Annotated in this window: 14 protein-coding genes; 8 read left to right on the forward strand and 6 right to left on the reverse strand. The window is 73.1% G+C overall.

Translation table 11 applies throughout. The features are described 5' to 3' along the window. Positions 1-257 precede the first annotated feature (257 nt). Positions 258-521 carry a WhiB family transcriptional regulator gene (locus ACIOD1_RS24815; protein WP_003983763.1) on the reverse strand — a complete coding sequence of 88 codons (264 nt, stop codon included), beginning with the start codon at positions 519-521 and terminating at the stop codon, positions 258-260. Between the two features lie 652 nt (positions 522-1,173). On the opposite strand from ACIOD1_RS24815, the gene ACIOD1_RS24820 reads away from it, so the two are divergent. The 3 genes from ACIOD1_RS24820 (at position 1,174) to ACIOD1_RS24830 (ending at position 4,085) form a co-directional block, all read left to right on the forward strand. Then, positions 1,174-1,719, forward strand: coding sequence for a cysteine dioxygenase (locus tag ACIOD1_RS24820; protein ID WP_401904674.1), 546 nt, complete (start codon positions 1,174-1,176; stop codon positions 1,717-1,719). A 114-nt stretch (positions 1,720-1,833) separates the two neighbouring features. Further along, positions 1,834-2,793 (forward strand): 2-phospho-L-lactate transferase, encoded by a 960-nt coding sequence (cofD, locus tag ACIOD1_RS24825; protein WP_365620778.1) that lies wholly within the window; start codon positions 1,834-1,836, stop codon positions 2,791-2,793. Beyond that, positions 2,790-4,085: a coenzyme F420-0:L-glutamate ligase gene (locus ACIOD1_RS24830; RefSeq protein WP_401904676.1), complete on the forward strand. Its 1,296-nt coding sequence runs from the start codon at positions 2,790-2,792 to the stop codon at positions 4,083-4,085. The genes cofD and ACIOD1_RS24830 overlap by 4 nt, the downstream gene beginning before the upstream one ends. A gap of 49 nt (positions 4,086-4,134) precedes the next feature. On the opposite strand, the gene ACIOD1_RS24835 is transcribed toward ACIOD1_RS24830, so the two are convergent. Both ACIOD1_RS24835 and ACIOD1_RS24840 read right to left on the reverse strand, forming a co-directional pair. Then, on the reverse strand, positions 4,135-5,175 hold the full coding sequence (locus ACIOD1_RS24835) for a DNA-3-methyladenine glycosylase family protein (RefSeq protein ID WP_401904678.1): 1,041 nt from the start codon (positions 5,173-5,175) through the stop codon (positions 4,135-4,137). A gap of 539 nt (positions 5,176-5,714) precedes the next feature. Next, a complete protein-coding gene (locus ACIOD1_RS24840) occupies positions 5,715-7,154 on the reverse strand; it encodes an N-acetylmuramoyl-L-alanine amidase (protein ID WP_365620787.1) in 1,440 nt (479 codons plus the stop codon). A gap of 151 nt (positions 7,155-7,305) precedes the next feature. Between ACIOD1_RS24840 and ACIOD1_RS24845 the strand changes: the two genes are divergently transcribed. From ACIOD1_RS24845 to ACIOD1_RS24860, 4 genes are all read left to right on the forward strand, one after another. After that, on the forward strand, positions 7,306-8,052 hold the full coding sequence (locus tag ACIOD1_RS24845; protein ID WP_365620790.1) for a TIGR03089 family protein: 747 nt from the start codon (positions 7,306-7,308) through the stop codon (positions 8,050-8,052). Positions 8,053-8,217: 165 nt separating this feature from the next. Then, a complete protein-coding gene (locus tag ACIOD1_RS24850) occupies positions 8,218-9,438 on the forward strand; it encodes an LCP family protein (RefSeq protein WP_401904681.1) in 1,221 nt (406 codons plus the stop codon). Positions 9,439-9,660: 222 nt separating this feature from the next. Then, complete coding sequence (locus ACIOD1_RS24855) at positions 9,661-11,403, forward strand: LCP family protein (protein WP_365620794.1); 1,743 nt, start codon at positions 9,661-9,663, stop codon at positions 11,401-11,403. Between the two features lie 110 nt (positions 11,404-11,513). Beyond that, positions 11,514-13,304, forward strand: a complete 1,791-nt coding sequence (locus ACIOD1_RS24860; protein WP_365621245.1) for an LCP family protein — start codon at positions 11,514-11,516, stop codon at positions 13,302-13,304. Positions 13,305-13,396: 92 nt separating this feature from the next. On the opposite strand, the gene ACIOD1_RS24865 is transcribed toward ACIOD1_RS24860, so the two are convergent. Then, positions 13,397-14,437, reverse strand: coding sequence for a glycosyltransferase family 2 protein (locus ACIOD1_RS24865; RefSeq protein ID WP_401904684.1), 1,041 nt, complete (start codon positions 14,435-14,437; stop codon positions 13,397-13,399). Between the two features lie 205 nt (positions 14,438-14,642). On the opposite strand from ACIOD1_RS24865, the gene ACIOD1_RS24870 reads away from it, so the two are divergent. Continuing rightward, entirely contained in the window at positions 14,643-16,154 is a 1,512-nt protein-coding gene (locus ACIOD1_RS24870; RefSeq protein WP_401904687.1) for an LCP family protein, read from the forward strand. A 34-nt stretch (positions 16,155-16,188) separates the two neighbouring features. Here ACIOD1_RS24870 and ACIOD1_RS24875 read toward each other — a convergent pair whose 3' ends face one another. Then, positions 16,189-17,685 carry a glycosyltransferase family 39 protein gene (locus ACIOD1_RS24875; protein ID WP_401904689.1) on the reverse strand — a complete coding sequence of 499 codons (1,497 nt, stop codon included), beginning with the start codon at positions 17,683-17,685 and terminating at the stop codon, positions 16,189-16,191. A 182-nt stretch (positions 17,686-17,867) separates the two neighbouring features. Continuing rightward, the gene (locus tag ACIOD1_RS24880; RefSeq protein ID WP_365620806.1) at positions 17,868-18,404 is read right to left on the reverse strand and encodes an acyl-CoA thioesterase; all 537 of its coding nucleotides are present in this window, start codon (positions 18,402-18,404) and stop codon (positions 17,868-17,870) included. Positions 18,405-18,507 lie beyond the last annotated feature (103 nt).

Consider the following 18,507-nt stretch of genomic DNA (forward strand, 5'->3'; position numbering starts at 1 on the left):
GCGGGAGGCGGACCGTTTGCTCTGCTGCGGGTGCTCGTGGTGGGTGCTGTCGGCAACGGCCGTCGCACTGCCGGTGACACCGGTCGTGCGGGTCGTGCCGGCGGTCGTGCGGGTTGTGCGAGTTGTGTGGGTTGTACGAGTTGTGCGGGTCGAGCCGCCGGTGGTCGCGCTCCGGCCGCCGGGCGCCGCGGGGGGCCGGGCGCTCGATATCTCGTGCGTGGTGGCGTGGCCGCCCTGGTGGGAGTGGGCCGGCCGGATCAGACCGCTGCCTTCTTCAGCCGGCGGCGCTCACGCTCGGACAGACCGCCCCAGATGCCGAATCGCTCGTCGTTGGCGAGGGCGTACTCAAGGCATTCGGACCGGACCTCGCAGGCGAGGCAGACCTTCTTCGCTTCGCGGGTGGAGCCGCCCTTCTCGGGAAAGAAGGACTCGGGGTCGGTCTGGGCGCAGAGTGCGCGCTCCTGCCATCCGAGCTCCTCGTCCGCCTCCTCGACCAGCAGTTCCTGAAACAGCTCGGTCATGTGCGCCCCTCGCTCTGTTCGTGCGTCCCCGTGGTGTTGCCGTCACTCATCGCTACGTAACGACACGAGTGAAATTACAAGTGCGTGGCTCCTGCCCAGTCAAGCCAAGATCTGCTATTGGGCGCCTTATTCACTCTGCGGAACCAAGCGTATGCAGAAAGTGTTGATATCGCCAAAAATCGTGACACATGCCACTGGCCTCATGCGGGCGCCACCCTCACCGGTAGTTACGCGTCACTCCCGAGCGGGGTTGCGATCCGGCCGTTTTTGCGGCGGGGATCACATTCCGATCACGAGTGGCGGCGGCGGGTTTGAACCCGGTGGGGGTGTGGATCGCGCAGGACTTGGAGCGCACATCCCCTGGTATCGAGTGCACAAACCTTTCTCCGCACACGCTAACCGGATGAGGTGAATCTTTTCTCGCAATACGGACATTGGGTTGACAGTCAGGCCTGTCCCCCGGTCTCCTTGTTGCCATGTCAGCGCCCGCAGCCTCCTTCCGGATCCCCATTCGTGGGTTCCTGTGGGCTGCCCAGGTTCGCTGTTGCTGTTGCGGCTGTTGATGCCTCCGGAGCCTGGCTCCGTCCGAGCACCGGCCCCTCCCCCACGGCAATCGCCCCGCACGACTGACATCCGTCGAGGAACCCCCACGATGAACAGCGCACCCAACGCCCTCGCTCCCGCCGTCTCCGCCACCGCCCCCACCGCGGTCGAGAGCGACCTCCAGATCGCCGGCGACATCCTCTCCGTCCAGCACCTCCTCCAGCCCGCCCGCGAGCACCCCGCCACCGTCGCCGAGTTCGTCGGCCTCGCCCGCGAGATCGCCGCCGACCGCGCCGGCTGGGAACACCTCGTCCGCTACGACGCCACCACCCGCTGGTACCACCGCCTGCGCACCGGCCCCGGATACGAGGTCTGGCTGCTCAGCTGGGTCCCCGGCCAGGGCAGCGGCCGCCACGACCACGGCGACTCCGCCGGCGTCCTGACCGTCCTGGACGGCGAACTCACCGAGCACGGCGCGCGCGGCCCGCTCTCCCTGGGCCCCGGCGCCCAGCGCGTCTTCGCCCCCGGCTACGACCACGAGGTGGTCAACGACACCCTCGACGGGGCCGTCAGCCTCCACGTCTACTTCCCCGGGCTGACCGAGATGCCGATGCGCCACTGCTCCCCGGCCCGCGAGGACCACGTACCCGCCTGAGTCCGGCCGGTCACCCGACCACCGCCCCTCGATCGACAGCCTGCGGCTGACAGTCCCCCCCGTCACCCGACCACCGCCCCTCGATCGACAGCCTGCGGCTGACAGACTGTTCTCATGCGCATTGTTGTTCTGGCCGGCGGCATCGGCGGCGCCCGTTTCCTCCGTGGCCTCAAGGTCGCCGTCCCCGACGCGGACATCACGGTCATCGGCAACACCGGTGACGACATTCACCTGTTCGGGCTGAAGGTGTGCCCCGATCTGGACACGGTGATGTACACCCTCGGCGGTGGCATCAACGAGGACCAGGGCTGGGGCCGCACCGACGAGTCCTTCACCGTCAAGGAGGAACTCGCGGCCTACGGGGTCGGACCCGCCTGGTTCGGGCTCGGGGACCGCGACTTCGCCACCCACATCGTCCGTACGCAGATGCTCGGCGCGGGCTACCCGCTCAGCGCCGTCACCGAGGCCCTGTGCGACCGCTGGCAGCCCGGCGTCCGGCTGCTGCCCATGTCCGACGACCGGGTCGAGACCCACGTCGCGATCACCGATCCCGACAGCGGCGAGCGCAAGGTCATCCACTTCCAGGAGTACTGGGTCCGGATGCGTGCCGCGGTGGACGCCGAGGCCGTGGTGCCCGTGGGCGCCGACCGGGCCAAGCCGGCCCCCGGAGTGCTGGAGGCCATCGCCGCCGCCGACGTGATCGTCTTCCCGCCCTCGAACCCCGTCGTGTCCGTCGGCACCATCCTCTCCGTGCCCGGCATCCGCGAGGCCGTGGCCGCCGCCGACGCCCCCGTCGTCGGCCTCTCCCCCATCGTCGGGGGCGCGCCCGTGCGCGGGATGGCCGACAAGGTGCTGGCCGCCGTCGGCGTCGAGTCCACCGCCGCCGCCGTCGCCCTGCACTACGGGACCGGTCTGCTCGACGGTTGGCTCGTGGACACCGCCGACGCGGACTCCGTCGCCGAGGTCGAGGCCGCCGGGATCACCTGCCGTGCGGTCCCGCTGATGATGACCGACCTCGACGCCACCGCCGCGATGGCCCGCGCCGCGCTGGAACTGGCGGAGTCCTCCCGGTGACCGCTCCCTCGTACGAGGTCCGGGCGCTCCCCGGGATCCCCGAGGTCCGGCCGGGCGACGACCTGGCCGCGCTGATCGCCGCCGCCGCGCCGGACCTGCGCGACGGGGACGTCCTGCTGGTCACCTCGAAGATCGTCTCCAAGGCCGAGGGCAGGATCGTCCGCGCCGACTCCCGCGAGGAGGCCATCGACGCCGAGACCGTACGGGTCGTCGCGCGCCGCGGCCCCCTGCGGATCGTGGAGAACCGCCAGGGGCTGGTCATGGCGGCCGCCGGGGTCGACGCCTCCAACACCGAGCCCGGCACCGTACTGCTGCTGCCCGAGGACCCCGACGCCTCGGCCGCCGCCCTCCGCGGGGGGCTGCGCGAGCGGCTGGCCGTGGACGTCGGGGTCGTGGTGACCGACACCTTCGGCCGGCCCTGGCGGGCCGGGCTGACCGACGTGGCCATCGGCGCGGCCGGCGTGCGGGTCCTCGACGACCTGCGCGGCGCCACCGACGGCCACGGCAACCCGCTGAGCTCGACCGTCGTCGCCACCGCCGACGAACTGGCCGCCGCCGGCGACCTCGTCAAGGGCAAGGCCGCCGGGCTGCCGGTCGCGGTGGTGCGGGGGCTGGGCCACCTGCGCGGCGAGGGCTCCACCGCCCGCGACCTGGTGCGCGCCGCCGCCGACGACATGTTCCGCCTCGGTACCTCGGAGGCCGTACGGGAGGCCGTCACCCAGCGGCGCACCGTACGGGCCTTCACCGACGAGCCCGTGGACCCGGGCGCCGTGCGCCGGGCCGTGGCCGCCGCCGTGACGGCCCCCGCGCCGCACCACACCACCCCGTGGCGGTTCGTACTGCTGGAGTCGCCGGGCGCCCGGCGGGAGCTGCTGGACGCGATGCGGGACGCGTGGATCGCCGACCTGCGCCGCGACGGCAAGTCCGAGGAGTCCGTCGCCAAGCGGGTCCGGCGCGGGGACGTGCTGCGCGCCGCCCCCTACCTGGTGGTGCCCTGCATGGTCATGGACGGCTCCCACGACTACGGGCACGCCCGGCGGGACGCGGCCGAGCGGGAGATGTTCGTCGTCGCGACGGGGGCGGGCGTGCAGAACTTCCTGGTCGCGCTGGCCGGCGAGCGGCTCGGTTCGGCCTGGGTGTCCTCGACGATGTTCTGCCGGAACGTGGTGCGCAAGGTGCTCGGGCTGCCGGAGCACTGGGATCCGATGGGGGCGGTGGCCGTGGGACACGCGGCCGAGCCGCCCCGGGAGCGGCCGGAGCGGCCGGTGGAGGAGTTCATCGAGGTGCGGTGAGGTGTCGCGGCGGCGCCGCGGCGTGGGGTGTGGGGTGCGGGGCGGGGGCTCAGAGCCTGCCGATGTCGCCGCGGGGCATGCGGGGCGCGCGGCGGGGCGGTGTGCGGCCCGCGAGCAGGATCAGACGGGTCGCGCGGTGGCGTTGGCCCGCGTACGGGGCGAGCAGCTCCAGCATCTCGGCGTCGCCGGTGTCCCGGTCGCCGATGAGGGCGTAGCCGACGATCCCCGGGAGGTGGAGGTCGCCGGTGGTGACGGCGTCGGCGGCGCCGTTGCTCCGCTGGAGGGTCTCGGCGGAGGTCCAGGGCCCGACGCCGGGCAGGGCCTCAAGTCGGGCCGCCGCCCGCTCCGGGTCCATGCCGGCCGCCTCCTCCAGCCGGGCCGCCGCGCGGGCCGCCCGCACGATGGTGGCCGAACGCTTCGAGTCCACTCCGGCGCGGTGCCAGTCCCAGGACGGGATCAGCGCCCAGGTACGGGGGTCCGGGGGCACGTACAGGTCCGGGCTGGGGCCGGGCGCGGGCTGCCCGTACTGGCGCACCAGGCGGCGCCAGGCGCGGTACGCCTCGTCGCTGGTCACCTTCTGCTCCAGCACCACCGGGATCAGGGACTCCAGCACCAGCCCGGTACGGGTCAGGCGCAGGCCCGGACGGCGGCGGTGGCTGGCGTGCACGAGGCGGTGGCGGGGCACGAAGACGGTGGGGTCGTCGCCGGCGCCGAGCAGTTCGGGCAGCCGTTCCAGGGCCCAGTCGGCGCCGTCGCCCCAGGCTTCGGCGGCCACCGTGGCGTCGGGGGCCGCGGAGATCCGGAGGGTGGCGGGGCCGGCGGGGGTACGGGTGGCCCGCCAGACGGCGCCGTCGGGGGTGGTGCGGAAGGTGGGGTCGGCGGGGCCACGTCTGAGGGGGCCCAGGGTGAGGCCGAGGTCCAGCGGGCCCTCGGGGCTCCAGATCCGGGCCTTGGCGCCCGACGCGGACCCGGACGCGGACCGGGACGCGGCCCCGGACCCGGACTCGTGGCTGCGGCCGGGGCCCGTCGGGAACGCGGTGCGGCCGGCGCGGACCGCCGTGCGGGTGAGGGGGTCGCCGGGTCGCTCCATCCCCCGAGCGTAGCCCCTGGCCGGGGGCGGGCGGGGGGGCTGCGGGGGCCGGTCCATCCCGTGCGCGGGGCTCGCTCCCCGCCCCGCCCTTCCTCCGTTCCCACCTCGGACGCCGGTGCGGCTCCCCACCCGGGGGCTCCGCCCCCACACCCCCGCGCCTAAGCGCCGGCGGGGCTGGGATGGGGCGGCGGTGGACGGAGGCCGGCGGAGGGTCCGGGCCCGCGCCCCGCGCCTCAAGCGCCGGCGGGGCTGGGTGGGGCGGCGGCCGTGGCGGGGGAAGGCCCGCGTCCCCGGACCCGGACCCCCGCGCCTCAAACGACGGCGGGGGCTGGGATGGACGCGGCTGTGGCGGGAGGCGGGTCCGGGCTCGCGGCCCGCGCCTAAGCGCCGGCGGGGCTGGGGTGGGCGGCGGCCGTGGCGGGGGCGCCGGTGGTGGCCGGGGCGCGGGCGGGTCGGGTGACCGGGGCCGCGCCGCCTCGCCTCGGACGCCTGCGGGGCGACGCGGCGGCGTGGGGTGCCCCGGCGGGTGGTGGGGGTGGTCAGCGGCCCTGGAGTTTGGCCGACGAGGTGCGGGTCGGGGGGAGCTGGTTGTAGAGGAGGCGGCCCGGGCATTCCGTCGCGAAGCCGTCGCGGTGGCCCGAGATGACGTTCATCTTCACGCTGCTGCCCTTCGCGTACAGGTTGCCCCCGCCCGACTTCAGGGTGGTCTTCCCGCGCGGGTCCGCGCCGAAGAGGCCGAGCTTCCAGGCCGTGAGCCGGGCGACCGCGTCCACGGCCGCCTTCGGCGGGGTCGTGTTCGTGAAGGTGCCGATCACCGCGATGCCCATGCTGTCCGTGTTGAAGCCCATGGTGTGCGCGCCGAGGACCGCCTTGGAGACTCCGCCCGACCGGCCCTCGTAGACCGTTCCGCAGCGGTCGACGGCGAAGTTGTAGCCGATGTCGCGCCACCCCTCGCTGACCACGTGGTAGCGGTAGAGGCTCCGCAACACCGCCGGCGCGTCCTTGCAGGCGTAGTTGTTGCCGGAAGCCGTGTGGTGGACGAACGCCGCCTTGACGGTCTTCGTGTAGACGAAGCCCGACTCGCGCAGGGACTCGTCCGCGCCCCAGCCGCGCCGCGTGACGATCCGGGGGCGCGGACCGATGTACGGGCGGGCGGCCGCTTCGAGTTCGCCGTCGGAGGCCAGGACCGCGTCGGCGGTCGAGTCGGCCTTGTCGAGCTCGCCGATCTCCAGCGCGCCCAGCGGGGCGTGCGGGGCGTTCGCCGAGGAGGACTCGGCCGCCTCCATGGTCATGTCGGGCAGGCCGACCTCCGTGTCCCCCTTGTCGTCGCCCACCGGGCGCTGCGCCGGGCGTTCCACCGGCCGGATCCCCGCGTTCTTGCCGTCGGGCGCGGCCCCCCGCTCCGCTCCCGGGTCGACGAGTTCGATCCGCATGCCCGAAGGAAGCCGGGACGCCGAGCGAGGCTTGGGGCCGGCGGTCTCGGCCTGGACGCGGACCTCCACGCCGTCGGACGGCCCGACCCACAGGGGGGCGGTGCTGCCCCGGACCCGGCCGGAGCCGCGCTCCACCGCGTCGGGGTCGGCGGCGTGCTCGCTGTTGTGGGTCTCGACGTCCTGCCAGTCGGACCAGGTCTCCGTGCCGGCGCCGCGGGTGCGGACCTGGACCCGGCCGAGGAATTCGGCGGTCGCGTCGTCCCAGACGACACCGACCATCGAGAAGGTGTCGACCTCGCGCGCGGCCAGCCCCCGGGTCTCGGGCAGGCCCGGTGAGGCGCTCATGCCGGGGACGCCCGGGATCCGGCCGCCCGCCGGTCCGACGGCCTCCAGCGGGAGCGACTGGGTGGCCCCGCCCGGGGCCACGGGGGCGGCCGTGACCGTGGCCGGGGCGGGTGCGGCCAGTGCCTGGGTAGGGAGCGCGAGCGGCAGGGCCAGTGCGGCAGCCGTCGCGACGCCGATCGAGGAAGCAAGGAATCCACGCATGAAAGCGATGCTGGCCACACCACGGGTGAAGCGCCATCGGAGAACTGACGATCCGTCCGATAATGCACCGTTACGCCCTCCCCTGTACGGGGGATCGGGCACCCCCCGTACGAGGGACGGGGGGTGGGCGGGCCCGCGTACCCTGTGCCGGGTGAACGCCACTGACCGCACCCCTGCCGACCTGCTGCGATCCGCGCTCGCCGCCGATCCGGGCCGCCCCCTCGTCACCTTCTACGACGACGCCACGGGCGAGCGCGTCGAATTGTCCGTCGCCACCTTCGCCAATTGGGTGGCCAAGACCGCCAATCTGCTCCAGGGCGACCTGGCCGCCGAGCCGGGCGACCGGCTGTGTCTACTGCTCCCCGCGCACTGGCAGAGCGCCGTGTGGCTGCTCGCCTGCGCGTCGGTCGGCGTCGTCGCCGACGTGGGCGGGGATCCGGCCGGGGCGGACCTCGTCGTGTCCGGGCCCGACACCCTGGAGGAGGCCCTGGCCTGCTCCGGCGAGCGCGTCGCGCTCGCACTGCGCCCGCTGGGCGGCCGCTTCCCGCAGCCGCCGGCCGGGTTCGCCGACTACGCCGTGGAGGTGCCGGGGCAGGGCGACCGCTTCGCCCCCTTCGTCCCGGTGGACGCCGACGCCCCGGGGCTGGCGGTGGGCGGCGAGGAGCTCTCGTACGCGGCCCTCGTGGACCGGGCCCGCGAGGACGCCGCGAAGCGCGGCGCCACCGGGTCCCGGGTCCTGTCGGGCCTCGGCTACGACACCTGGGCGGGACTGTCCGCCGGGCTGTTCGAGGCCCTCGCGGCGGGCGGCTCGGTCGTCCTGTGCCGGAACCTGGACCGGCTGTCCCCGGAGGCGCTGGAGCAGCGGATCGAGAGCGAGCGCGTCACCCACACGGTCTAACTTCGCCCCGTCGCCGCCCACCCCCGGACCAGGCCGATCCGCCCCCCGCGCGGCCTCGTCCGGGCCCTCGCCCCCGGGCCGTCCCGGGCACCTCGGGGCAGGATCGGCTCAGGCCGTGCCCTCCGCGTACGGCTGTCGGCCGGTGCGGCGAGGGGACGGACACGAGTGACGGACAGCGCGGGCATACCGGGCGGCGCCACGGCGACCGGAGGAGCGGGAAAGTCTCCTCGGGGTCGTCGGCGCCGGACGCTGCGCTGGATCGGACTCGGAGTCGCCCTGCTGGTCCTGCTGGGGGCCGGGACCGGGTGGTGGATCTACTCCAAGCTGGAGGGCAACATCCACGCGGACACCTCGGCCGAGGCCGAGCTGCGCCGCTACGAGCGCGAACGCCCGCAGAACTTCGCCACCGGCGCCCAGAACATCCTGATCATCGGCTCGGACTCCCGCTCCGGCCGGAACTCCGGGTACGGCGCGGACAAGGGCACGCAGCGCTCCGACACCACGATGCTGCTGCACCTGCCCGCCGACCGGAAGAGCGCGACGGCCGTCTCGATACCCCGCGACCTGATGACGGAGGTGCCGAGCTGCCTGAAGGCGGACGGCACCCGCACGGGGGAGATGTTCGCCCAGTTCAACTGGTCCTTCGAGTGGGGCGGGGCCGCCTGCACGATCCGTACGGTCGAGAAGCTCACGGGGATCCGCGTCGACCACCACATGGTGATCGACTTCGGCGGGTTCAAGCGCATGGTCGACGCCGTCGGCGGGGTGGAGGTGTGCCTGCGGCAGCCGGTGGACGACACCGAGGCCCGCCTGAAGCTCTCGGCGGGCCGCCAGGTGCTCCACGGCGAGCAGGCGCTCGGCTTCGTCCGGGCCAGGCACAGCCTGGGCAACGGCAGTGACACCGAACGGATCGGGCGCCAGCAGCAGTTCGTCGGATCCCTCGTGAAGAAGGTGCAGAGCAACGGGGTGTTGCTGAATCCGACGCGGCTCTACCCGCTGCTGGACGCGGCCACCTCCTCGTTGACCACCGACCCGGGGCTGGCCTCGCTGCGCGGCCTGTACGAACTGGTGCGGAACGTAAGGGACATACCCACCGATCAAATCAGGTTCCTCACGGTTCCGCGCAAGTCGTACGCTCCCAATCCGAACCGGGACGAGCTGCTGGAGCCCGACGCGACCCTCCTGTTCGAGCGGTTGCGGATGGACCGGCCCCTCACGGTGACCCCGCCCGCGCCGGAGCCCGCGGGAGCGGGCCGGAGCGGCCCCGCGGAGGACGCGGAGGACGGTTCGGACACCCCTGCGGAAAACCGAAACGGAACCGCCGGAACCCCCACGCCCGTCCCGACGTTCACCGGGACGACGGCCGGCGCGGCGGACTGCCGGTAAAGCAATCCAAAAGCCCGGTGCCCAACCGAGCTGGATGCGGCGTTTGGCCCGTTATAAGGGGAGTGGATTTTGTCACCGGCATGGTTTGCAGCTGACCTGGGCGGATAGGGTGAGCGATCCGGTGCACCGGATGCAAGGAGACCGTGCGCCAGCAGCCGGATCGTTGACCGCGCGCCTGGGGGGAGGCGCGTCGCGAGGCACCGACGGAGGATTCGAAAAACCGTGGATGCGCAAAGCCGTGGGCGGGCAGAGGAGATCGACCCCGCTGACCAGTGGGTCCTCAATCCCCGCACCGGCAACTACGAACTGCGACTGGGCCATTCCGCTGCGCAGCAGCGTTCGGTTGCCGCCCCCCGCAGATCCCGCAGGACCCGTACGGCTCCACCCCCCTCGACTCCGGCGCCCCCCGCGGTACCGGGGCCCAGGCGTGGCGAGGGGCCGCCCGGAGGCAGGCGCGGCAACCGACCCCGCAAGGCGGGCGGGGGCGGCCCCGGCCGCCGGCGCAAGGCCCTGACCATCACCGGCGGAACCCTCGCGCTGCTGCTGGTCAGCGGCGGGATCGGCTCGTACCTCTACTACGAGCACCTGAACGGGAACCTCAACGTCATCAGGACGGAGGGCCTGGGCGGCAGCTTCCAGAAGGGTCAGCCGATCAACATCCTGGTGATCGGCACCGACAAGCGCAGCGGTGCGGGCAATCAGGGGTACGGGGACACCGACAGCGTCGGCCACGCCGATACGACGCTCCTGTTCCACGTGTCCAAGGACCGCAGCAACGCCACCGTGCTGTCCATCCCGCGCGACCTGATCACCGACATCCCGGCCTGCCCGACCCGGCAGCCGGACGGTTCGGTGAAGGAGGTGGCGGGAACCAAGGGAACCCGGTTCAACAACAGCCTGGGTCAGGAAGGGCGCGACCCCGGTTGCACGATGCGCACGGTCAAGCAGTTGACCGGCATGGACATCAGCAACTTCATGATGGTCGACTTCAACGCGGTGAAGACCCTGAGCACGGCCGTCGGCGGGGTGCCGGTGTGCCTGGCGAAGGACGTCAACGACAAAGACTCCAAACTGAACCTGAAGGCGGGCGAGCACCGGCTCCAGGGCGAGCAGGCGCTGGCCTTCGTACGGACCCGGCACTCCTTCGACAACGGGAGCGACCTCGACCGGATCAAGACCCAACAGCAGTTCCTGGGTTCGATGATGCGCGAGATGAAGTCCAAGGAGACGCTGACCAACCCCAACAAGTTCGTGAAGTTGGCGGACGCGGCCACCAAGTCGCTGACGGTGGACCAGGGACTCGGCTCCCTCGGCAAGCTCACCGACCTGGCGAGCGAGTTGCGGACCATCGACCTCAAGAACATCACCTTCACCACCTTGCCGGTGCTCGACAACCCGAACGAGCCGGTGGGCCGCAAGGCGACCGTCGTCGTCAACTCCGCCCAGGCCGATCCGCTGTTGGCGATGATCCGCGGGGACGTCTCGCTCACCGAGGTCGAGAAGAAGGAGAAGGCGGCCAAGGCGGCCGCCGGCGCCACGGAGAAGAGCCGGCAGGACGCGCTGCTCCAGGGCGCCCGCTCGCCCGCCGGGGACGTCCGGGTGGACGTCTACAACGGCGGCGGTCCCCCCGGATCGGCTTCCACCACCCTGACCTGGCTCCAGAACACCAAGGGCGTCTACCGCTCCAGCAACCACGGCAACGCCTCCTCGCGGCTGACCGCCACCCAGCTCGACTACGGTCCCGACCAGGCCGATCAGGCGCGGGCGCTCGCGGACATGATGGGGCTGTCGGGCGCGGCCCTGAAGATGGGCACCGCGAACGCCGGCGCGAAGACCCCGATGAGGCTCACCCTGGGCTCCGACTTCAAGGAGCCGGGCGCCCCGCTCGACGCCGCGCAGGCTCCGCAGCTGACTCCCGAAGGGGTCCAGCGGGTCGAGGCGGACAAGGCGGTCTGCGCCAAATGAACGGACGACGGTGGGACACCGGTTACCGACCGACCCGCACCTGACGGACGGCAGCCGGGGGGCCCGGCACCACACCGAACCATTGATGGATCTTGAGGGGGGTACGCGTGATGCACAGCAACGTGCGGGGGGAGGGGTCGCCCGACCGGGCCGGCGACGGCATATCCGACGGCGGGAGCAGCGGCAACGGCACCGCGGGGAGATCCCGCGAGGGCGCCCCGGCGGGTGACACGGCCGGCGGCAGGGCGACCCGCGGCAAGCGGGGCAGCGGCAGGTCCGCCGCCAAGGGCGCTTCCGCCACCGTGCCCCCGCCCCGGTCCGGCTCCGACGGCGCCCCGCCCGCGGGCAGCGGCCCCGTCCGGCGGCGCCGCCGGCGCGTGCTGTTCTGGGTGGCGTCCGTGACGGCGTTCCTGATCCTGTCGACCTCGGCGGCCGGCTACCTCTACTACCGCCACCTCGACGGCAACATCCGCAGCGGGCAGCGCCTGAGCGGGGAGAGCGGCGTCGAGAAGTCCCGGGCCAACGCCAAGGGCCAGCGTCCGCTGAACATCCTGCTCATCGGCTCCGACAGCCGCGACAAGCCGGAGAACCTGGAGCTGGGCGGCAGCCACGACAGCGTCGGGGCCCCGCCGCTCGCGGACGTGCAGATGATGCTGCACGTGTCGGCCGACCGGGAGAACGCCTCCGTGGTGAGCATCCCGCGCGACACCCGGGTCGACATACCCGAGTGCACCGATCCGAAGACCGGCGAGAAGTTCAAGCGGACCAACGCCATGATCAACGAGACCCTCGGACGCGGGGGCCCCGGCTGCACCCTGGCCACCTGGGAGAAGCTGACCAACGTCTACATCGACCACTGGATGACGATCGACTTCTCCGGCGTGGTGCAGATGGCCGACGCGATAGGCGGGGTCCCCGTCTGCGTCAAGGACAACGTCTGGGACCGGCCGATAGCCACCTCCAACGGCGGCTCGGGCCTCAAGCTCCAGGCCGGCACCACCAAGGTCAAGGGCGAACAGGCCCTCCAGTGGCTGCGCACCCGCCACGCCTTCAGCAGCGACCTGGGCCGGGCCCAGGCCCAGCACATGTACATGAACTCGATGATGCGCGAGCTCAAGGGCCAGAACGCCTTCACCGACGTCGGCCGCATCACGGCCCTGGCCGAGGCCGCCACCAAGGCCCTGGAGGTCTCCGAGGAGATCGGCTCGGTCAAGAAGCTCTACAACCTCGCCATGGAACTCCAGGACGTCCCGGTCAACCGGATCACGATGACCACCATGCCGACCTTCCAGGACCCTCGGGACAGGGACCGGCTCGTGGTGAACGTCGCCGACGCCGAGAAGCTGTGGACGCTGGTCCGCACGGACGTGGCCTTCGACAAGAACGGCACTCCGACGGCCCCGCAGAGTCCTGCGGTCACCACCTCACCGGCCCCGGGTGCCTCGCCGACGGCGTCGGCGGGCCGGGACGCCTCGAAGGCACCGGTCACCACGAACGACAAGATCTCCGTGCACGTGGTCAACGGCACGGCCGCCGGGATGCCGTTGGCGCCCGCGCGGTCCAAGGTCGTCACCGAGGCGCTGGTCTCCAAGGGCTTCACCTCCGCCCGCGCGGACAGCGCCCTGGTCCCGGAGAAGACCACCGTGGTGCGCTACCCGTCCCCCGACCTGGCGGACGAGGCGCAGACCGTGGCGGCGGCCCTGGGCATCCCCGGTACCGCGGTGCAGCAGTCGGCGGACGTCTCCCGGCTGACCGTCATCGTGGGCGCCGACTGGCGGGAGGGCACGGCCTACCCGCAGGCGGCCCCGCCGGAGGCCGGTTCGGTGCCGGAGAGCGCCGACCAGCTCAACGGCGCGGACACCGGTGCCTGCATGGAGGTCTACAAGCCGTACCGCTGGTAGGGCGGTCCCGGCCGCGGGCCGGGTGAACGCGAAGGGGTGGGCGGGTCCGCTGCGGACCCGCCCACCCCTTCGTACGTCGTCCCGGGCCGCTCTCAGACCTCGGAGGGGTCGCGGCGCACCGACGGGCGGCGGCTCGCGATGACCTTGCGGGCCAACGAGCGCGGGCTGGTGAGGAACCCGAAGCCCCAGCACATGTGCATGGTGGCGAGGGCCACGGGGATCCGCGCGCGGGCCTTGAGGGAGAGCCCCCTGCCGGCCGGCAGGGAGCCGGCGACGATCGCCGCCACGTAGCCCGCCGGGACCACGAGGGCCCACGGCGTGAGCGCCACGCCCGCGACCAGCCCGGCCGCGATGGCGCAGACGGCCGTCGGCGGTGCCAGATAGCGCAGGTTGATGGAGCCGGAGTGGTAGCGGGCCACGACGTGGCGCCAGCGGCCGTAGTCCTTGTACTGCTTGGCCAGGGCCTGTACGGACGGCCGCGGACGGTACTGGACGCGCAGCTCGGGCGAGAACCAGATGAGTCCGCCGGCCTCGCGGATGCGGAAGTTCAGCTCCCAGTCCTGGGCGCGGATGAACTCCTCGTTGTAACCGCCCTGCTGTTCGAGGGCCTCCCGGCGGAAGACGCCCAGGTAGACGGTCTCGGCGGGGCCTGCGGCGCCGCCGGTGTGGAAGGCCGCGTTGCCGACGCCGATCTTCGAGGTCATCGCGGCGGCGACGGCGTCCTCCCAGGCGTTCTCGCCCTCGGCGTGCATGATGCCGCCGACGTTCTGCGCGCCGGTCTCCTCCAGGAGGCGGACGGCGGTGGCGATGTAGTCGGGGGACAGCATGCCGTGGCCGTCGACGCGGACGACGATCGAATGGCGCGAGGCCTTGATCGCGGCGTTGAGCGCGGCGGGCGTGCGGCCGGTGGGGTTCGGGACGGTGCGGACGCGCGCTCGGGGATCGGAAGCGGTCTCGCGGACGAGTTCGGCGGCGATCTCGTCGGTGCGGTCCGTGGAGGGACCGAGGGCGATGACCACCTCCATCTCGCCTTCGTACTCCTGTCCGAGGATGTGGCGGACGGAGTCGCGCAGGTGGCGCTCCTCATCGAGCACCGGCATGATCACCGAGACTGCGGGCTGCTGGGTGGGCATGTGGTCCTTCAAGGTCGGGTATCGGTGTCACGTTACCGCGTACGGGGGAACCGGGTGCGCGGCGGACGAGCGGTACGGACAGCTGCTGATCGTATGGGCCTACTGTTCGGACGAATCGGATGAAATGCCGGATCGGCCCGACCCGTGAACAGTTCCGGCTGTTCCCGGGGCCCGCTGTCCCCGCTGCCCCGCGGAGGTGTCCCCCGTGCCCCAGCCGAACCGTCCCACCCGACGCGCCGGCTCTCCACCACCCCCGCCGCTGCCCGTGCGGCGCGCCGGTGGCCCGCCGCCCCGCCGCCGGCGCGACAAGCCGCGCTGGGGGGTCCGGATCGCGGCCGGGTTCTCCCTGGTGGTCTTGGGCTCCGGGGCCGTCGGGCACGCCGTGATGACCGGGCTGGACACCGGGATCGAGCGGGTGGACCCCTTCAAGGACATGAAGAACCGCCCGCAGGCCGGACACGGCTTGAACGTCCTGCTCGTCGGCACCGACGGCCGCGACAGGATCACACCGGACGAGAAGCGCGAGTACCGCCTCGGCGGCGCCCCCTGCCACTGCACCGACACGATCATGCTCGTGCACCTGTCCGCCGACAAGGCGCGGGCGAGCGTCGTCAGCCTGCCCCGCGACAGCTACGCCGAGGTCCCCGCCCATCAGGACCAGGTCACCGGCAAGGAGCACAAGGCCCACCCGGTCAAGCTCAACGCGGCCTACGCCGAGGGCGGGCCGAACCTGACGGTGCGGACCGTGGAGAACCTCACCCGGGTGAAGATCGACCACTACCTGGAGGTCGACTTCACCAGCTTCATGCGGACCGTCGACGCCATGGGCGGCGTGGAGATCTGCACCGCCAAGGCCATGCACGACACCTACACCGGCCTCGACCTGCTCCCCGGCAGCCACCGGCTGACCGGTGGCCAGGCCCTCCAGTACGTGCGCTCGCGCCATGTGGACGGGGCCTCCGACCTCGGCCGGATGCAGCGCCAGCAACGGTTCGTCGCCGCCCTCATCAAGCAGGCCACCGGAGGCGGGGTCCTGCTGAACCCCGTCAAGTTCAAGCAGGTCAGCTCCACCCTGCTGGGCTCGGTGCGCGCCGACCGGGGCTTCGGTTCCGAGCAGATGCTCGCGCTGGGCCAGGCCATGCGGGACTTCACCCCCTCCTCCTCCGAGTTCGCCTCGGTCCCCGTCGGCGACCCCGCCTACCCCGTCAAGGGAATCGGCTCCACGGTGAAGTGGGACGAGCCGAAGGCGGCCAAGCTATTCGAGTCCCTGCGCCAGGACCGCCCGCTCGCCGCCCCCGCCACGCCCGGCAAGAGCGGCAAGGCCGGCCGGCCCGCCGCCGTGACCGTGGACGTGCCCCCGCAGCAGATCAGGGTCCAGGTGGAGAACGGCACCCGGATCGACGGCCTCGGCGGCCGGGTGGACGCCGCCCTGCGCGCCACCGGCTTCGACACCACCCGGGCCCCGGCCGGCGGCGCCAGCCGCGAGGTCCGGCGCACGGTGATCGCGTACGACCCGCGCTGGGACCGCTCGGCCCGGACCGTGGCCGCCGCGCTGCCCGGCAGCGAGCTGCGGGCGGTGGCCGGGCAGGGCCGTACGGTGCTGGTGATCGCGGGAGCCGACTACAAGAAGGTCGCCCCGGTCCGGGCGGAGGACCCCCACCAGGGCGCCTTCGGCGTGGTCACCGGCGACCAGGTGGTGTGCGGCTCGGACGGCTGAGCCGCCCGAACGCCGGGCCCGGCGGACTTTGACGTCAGCGGGTGCGCTCCAGCAAGGAGACCCGCAGGCCGCGGACGTGGGTGGAGGTCGTCACCCGGTAGTGGTCCTTCAGCGCCCGGGCCTGGTCCGCCGGGAGCCTGCCGTAGGCGTCGTCCTTGCCGGAGCCCCGGGTCACGAGCCAGATCCGCCCGGTGTCGCCGAGGCACCGCTCGGGGAGCGCGCACTCCACCGGGAAGAGGTCGTCGCTGTCCTCGGCGGAACGCCGCACGAAGACGTCGCGCATCCGGATCCGGTCGGGCAGGTGGTACTCGATCTGGAAGTCGGTCATGTAGAACCGCTCGCTCGCGCCGCGCAGCGGGACGAACCCGTCCCCGGGCCGGTAGCCCTTGGTGATGACCGCCGCGGCGGCCCGGCCGTCCGCGGTCTCCTTGGCCTGCTCGGTGCGCAGGTGGCGCTGGTCGGGGACGCCCAGCAGGATCAGCGCGGCCAGTGCGGCGACCCCGACGGGACGCGGCTTCAGCGCGGCCAGCCCGGCGGCGGCGAGCAGGGCCCAGGCGGGCACGGTGAAGAGCACGTAGCGGTCGATGAAGTACGAGGTGGAGCCCTGCGAGACGAGGTACACGGCCGCGACGGGCACGGCGCCGATCAGCAGCAGCTCGACGGCGGGGCGCCGGCCGCGGCTCCAGGCCAGGGGCAGCAGGGCGGTCGCGGCCACGCCGAGCCCGACGAGCGGGGAGGCGAAGAGGTTGTCCCAGAGCCCCGCGAGGTCCCGCAGGTGCGGGGTCTTGATCCAGCCGATCTGCCGGCCGGCCTGGCTCCGGCCGAGCAGCAGCAGCGGGATGACCGGCAGCAGTCCGGCGGCGGCCCCCAGCGCGAAGCCGACCACGGTCCGCCCGCGCCGCTGCCCCCACCACCGCAGCAGCACGATCAGCGCGTGCGGCAGCAGCACCAGCAGGGACACCATGTGCAGCAGGCCGGACAGCGCGACCGGGACGGCGTACGCGGCCCAGCGCGCGGGGCCCGGCCGCTCCAGCGCCCGCAGCAGCAGCCAGGTCGCGGCGGTCGCGGCGAGCACGACCAGGGCGTACGAGCGGGCTTCGGTGCCGTACCGGGTGACGACGGGCAGCAGCGCGAACAGCAGGCCGGCGAAGACGGCGGTGCGGCGGTCGAAGAGGTTCCGGGCGATCGCGACCACCAGCGCGGCGGTGGCGGCCATGGCGAGCGCGGACGGCAGCCGGAGCATCGCCTCGGAGTCCCCGAAGACGGAGACCCAGCCGTGCAGCAGCAGGTAGTAGAGGCCGGAGACGGCGTCCACGTGGCCCAGCATCCCGATCAGCTCGCCGGTGTCGCGGGAGGCGGCGTTCCAGCTGGCCAGCTCGTCGCGCCAGAGCTGCGGGGTGCCTGCGCGGAAGGTGGTGACGGCGAGGGTCAGCAGCGCCGCCCACAGCCAGTCGGGCCCGGGCAGCCGCCGGGGCCCCACGCGGGCGGGGGCGGGCACGGCGGCCGGGGGTGTCTGCGTGGCAGTCGGCATCAGGGAACTCCGCGGCAGAGCCGGTCGTGGTCAGGCCGTCGCTCGGGCGGGGCCGGACGTCGACGGAGGTCGACTGAGGAGTCTACGGGGGCTCGGTAGGCCGTTCGTATGACCGGTCCCCCTCGGGCGGGGCCCCTCAGGGCCCGGGTCCGCGCCCGGGTCCGCGCCCGAGGGGGCTCCGCTCAGTCGTCGAGGCCCTCGGCGGCGCGGCGCTCGCGCAGCTCGGTGATCGCCTGTCGGCGGGCGAGGCGGTGGGTCCGGCGGATCTGCGCCTCCTGATAGCGGCGCTCGTCCCGCTCCGTCTCGCGGAGCACGGGCGGGACCGTACGGGGCTTGCCCTCGGCGTCCACCGCCGTGAAGACGAGGTAGGCGCTGCCGACCTGGGTGGCGGGGGTGGACTCGTTCCACCGCTCCGCGAGGACGCGTACGCCGATCTCCATCGAGGAGCGGCCGGTCCAGTTGCACTGGGCCCGTACGTGGACCAGGTCGCCGACCCGGACCGGGGCGAGGAAGGCCATCTCGTCCATGGAGGCGGTGACGGCGGGGCCGCCCGAGTGCCGCCCGGCGACGGCTCCGGCCGCGTCGTCCACCAGCTTCATGATCACACCGCCGTGCACCGTGCCGAGGAGGTTGGTGTCGTTGGCGGTCATGATGTGGCTGAGGGTGGTCCGGGAGGCCGAGATCGGCTTGCCGGGCGGTTCGGCCGGTATTTCTGTCATGGAGCCACCATAAGTCGGCCCGCCAGGCATCAGCTCTGCAACAGCCCCGGTACGAAGCACCCACCGGGGTGTCGGGCGACACGCCCGGCCAGGCATCCTTGTG

Origin of the sequence: Streptomyces sp. NPDC088097 (assembly GCF_044741845.1) — a bacterium.
Classification (GTDB): Bacteria; Actinomycetota; Actinomycetes; order Streptomycetales; family Streptomycetaceae; genus Streptomyces.

Excerpts from the sequence above, each read along its gene's own strand:
- ACIOD1_RS24840 (WP_365620787.1), bottom strand. The coding sequence starts at position 7,154 with ATGCGTGGATTCCTTGCTTCCTCGATCGGCGTCGCGACGGCTGCCGCA.
- ACIOD1_RS24880 (WP_365620806.1), bottom strand. The coding sequence starts at position 18,404 with ATGACAGAAATACCGGCCGAACCGCCCGGCAAGCCGATCTCGGCCTCC.
- ACIOD1_RS24865 (WP_401904684.1), bottom strand. The coding sequence starts at position 14,437 with ATGCCCACCCAGCAGCCCGCAGTCTCGGTGATCATGCCGGTGCTCGAT.
- ACIOD1_RS24835 (WP_401904678.1), bottom strand. The coding sequence starts at position 5,175 with ATGGAGCGACCCGGCGACCCCCTCACCCGCACGGCGGTCCGCGCCGGC.
- ACIOD1_RS24820 (WP_401904674.1), top strand. The coding sequence starts at position 1,174 with ATGAACAGCGCACCCAACGCCCTCGCTCCCGCCGTCTCCGCCACCGCC.
- ACIOD1_RS24860 (WP_365621245.1), top strand. The coding sequence starts at position 11,514 with ATGCACAGCAACGTGCGGGGGGAGGGGTCGCCCGACCGGGCCGGCGAC.
- cofD (WP_365620778.1), top strand. The coding sequence starts at position 1,834 with ATGCGCATTGTTGTTCTGGCCGGCGGCATCGGCGGCGCCCGTTTCCTC.
- ACIOD1_RS24875 (WP_401904689.1), bottom strand. The coding sequence starts at position 17,685 with ATGCCGACTGCCACGCAGACACCCCCGGCCGCCGTGCCCGCCCCCGCC.
- ACIOD1_RS24815 (WP_003983763.1), bottom strand. The coding sequence starts at position 521 with ATGACCGAGCTGTTTCAGGAACTGCTGGTCGAGGAGGCGGACGAGGAG.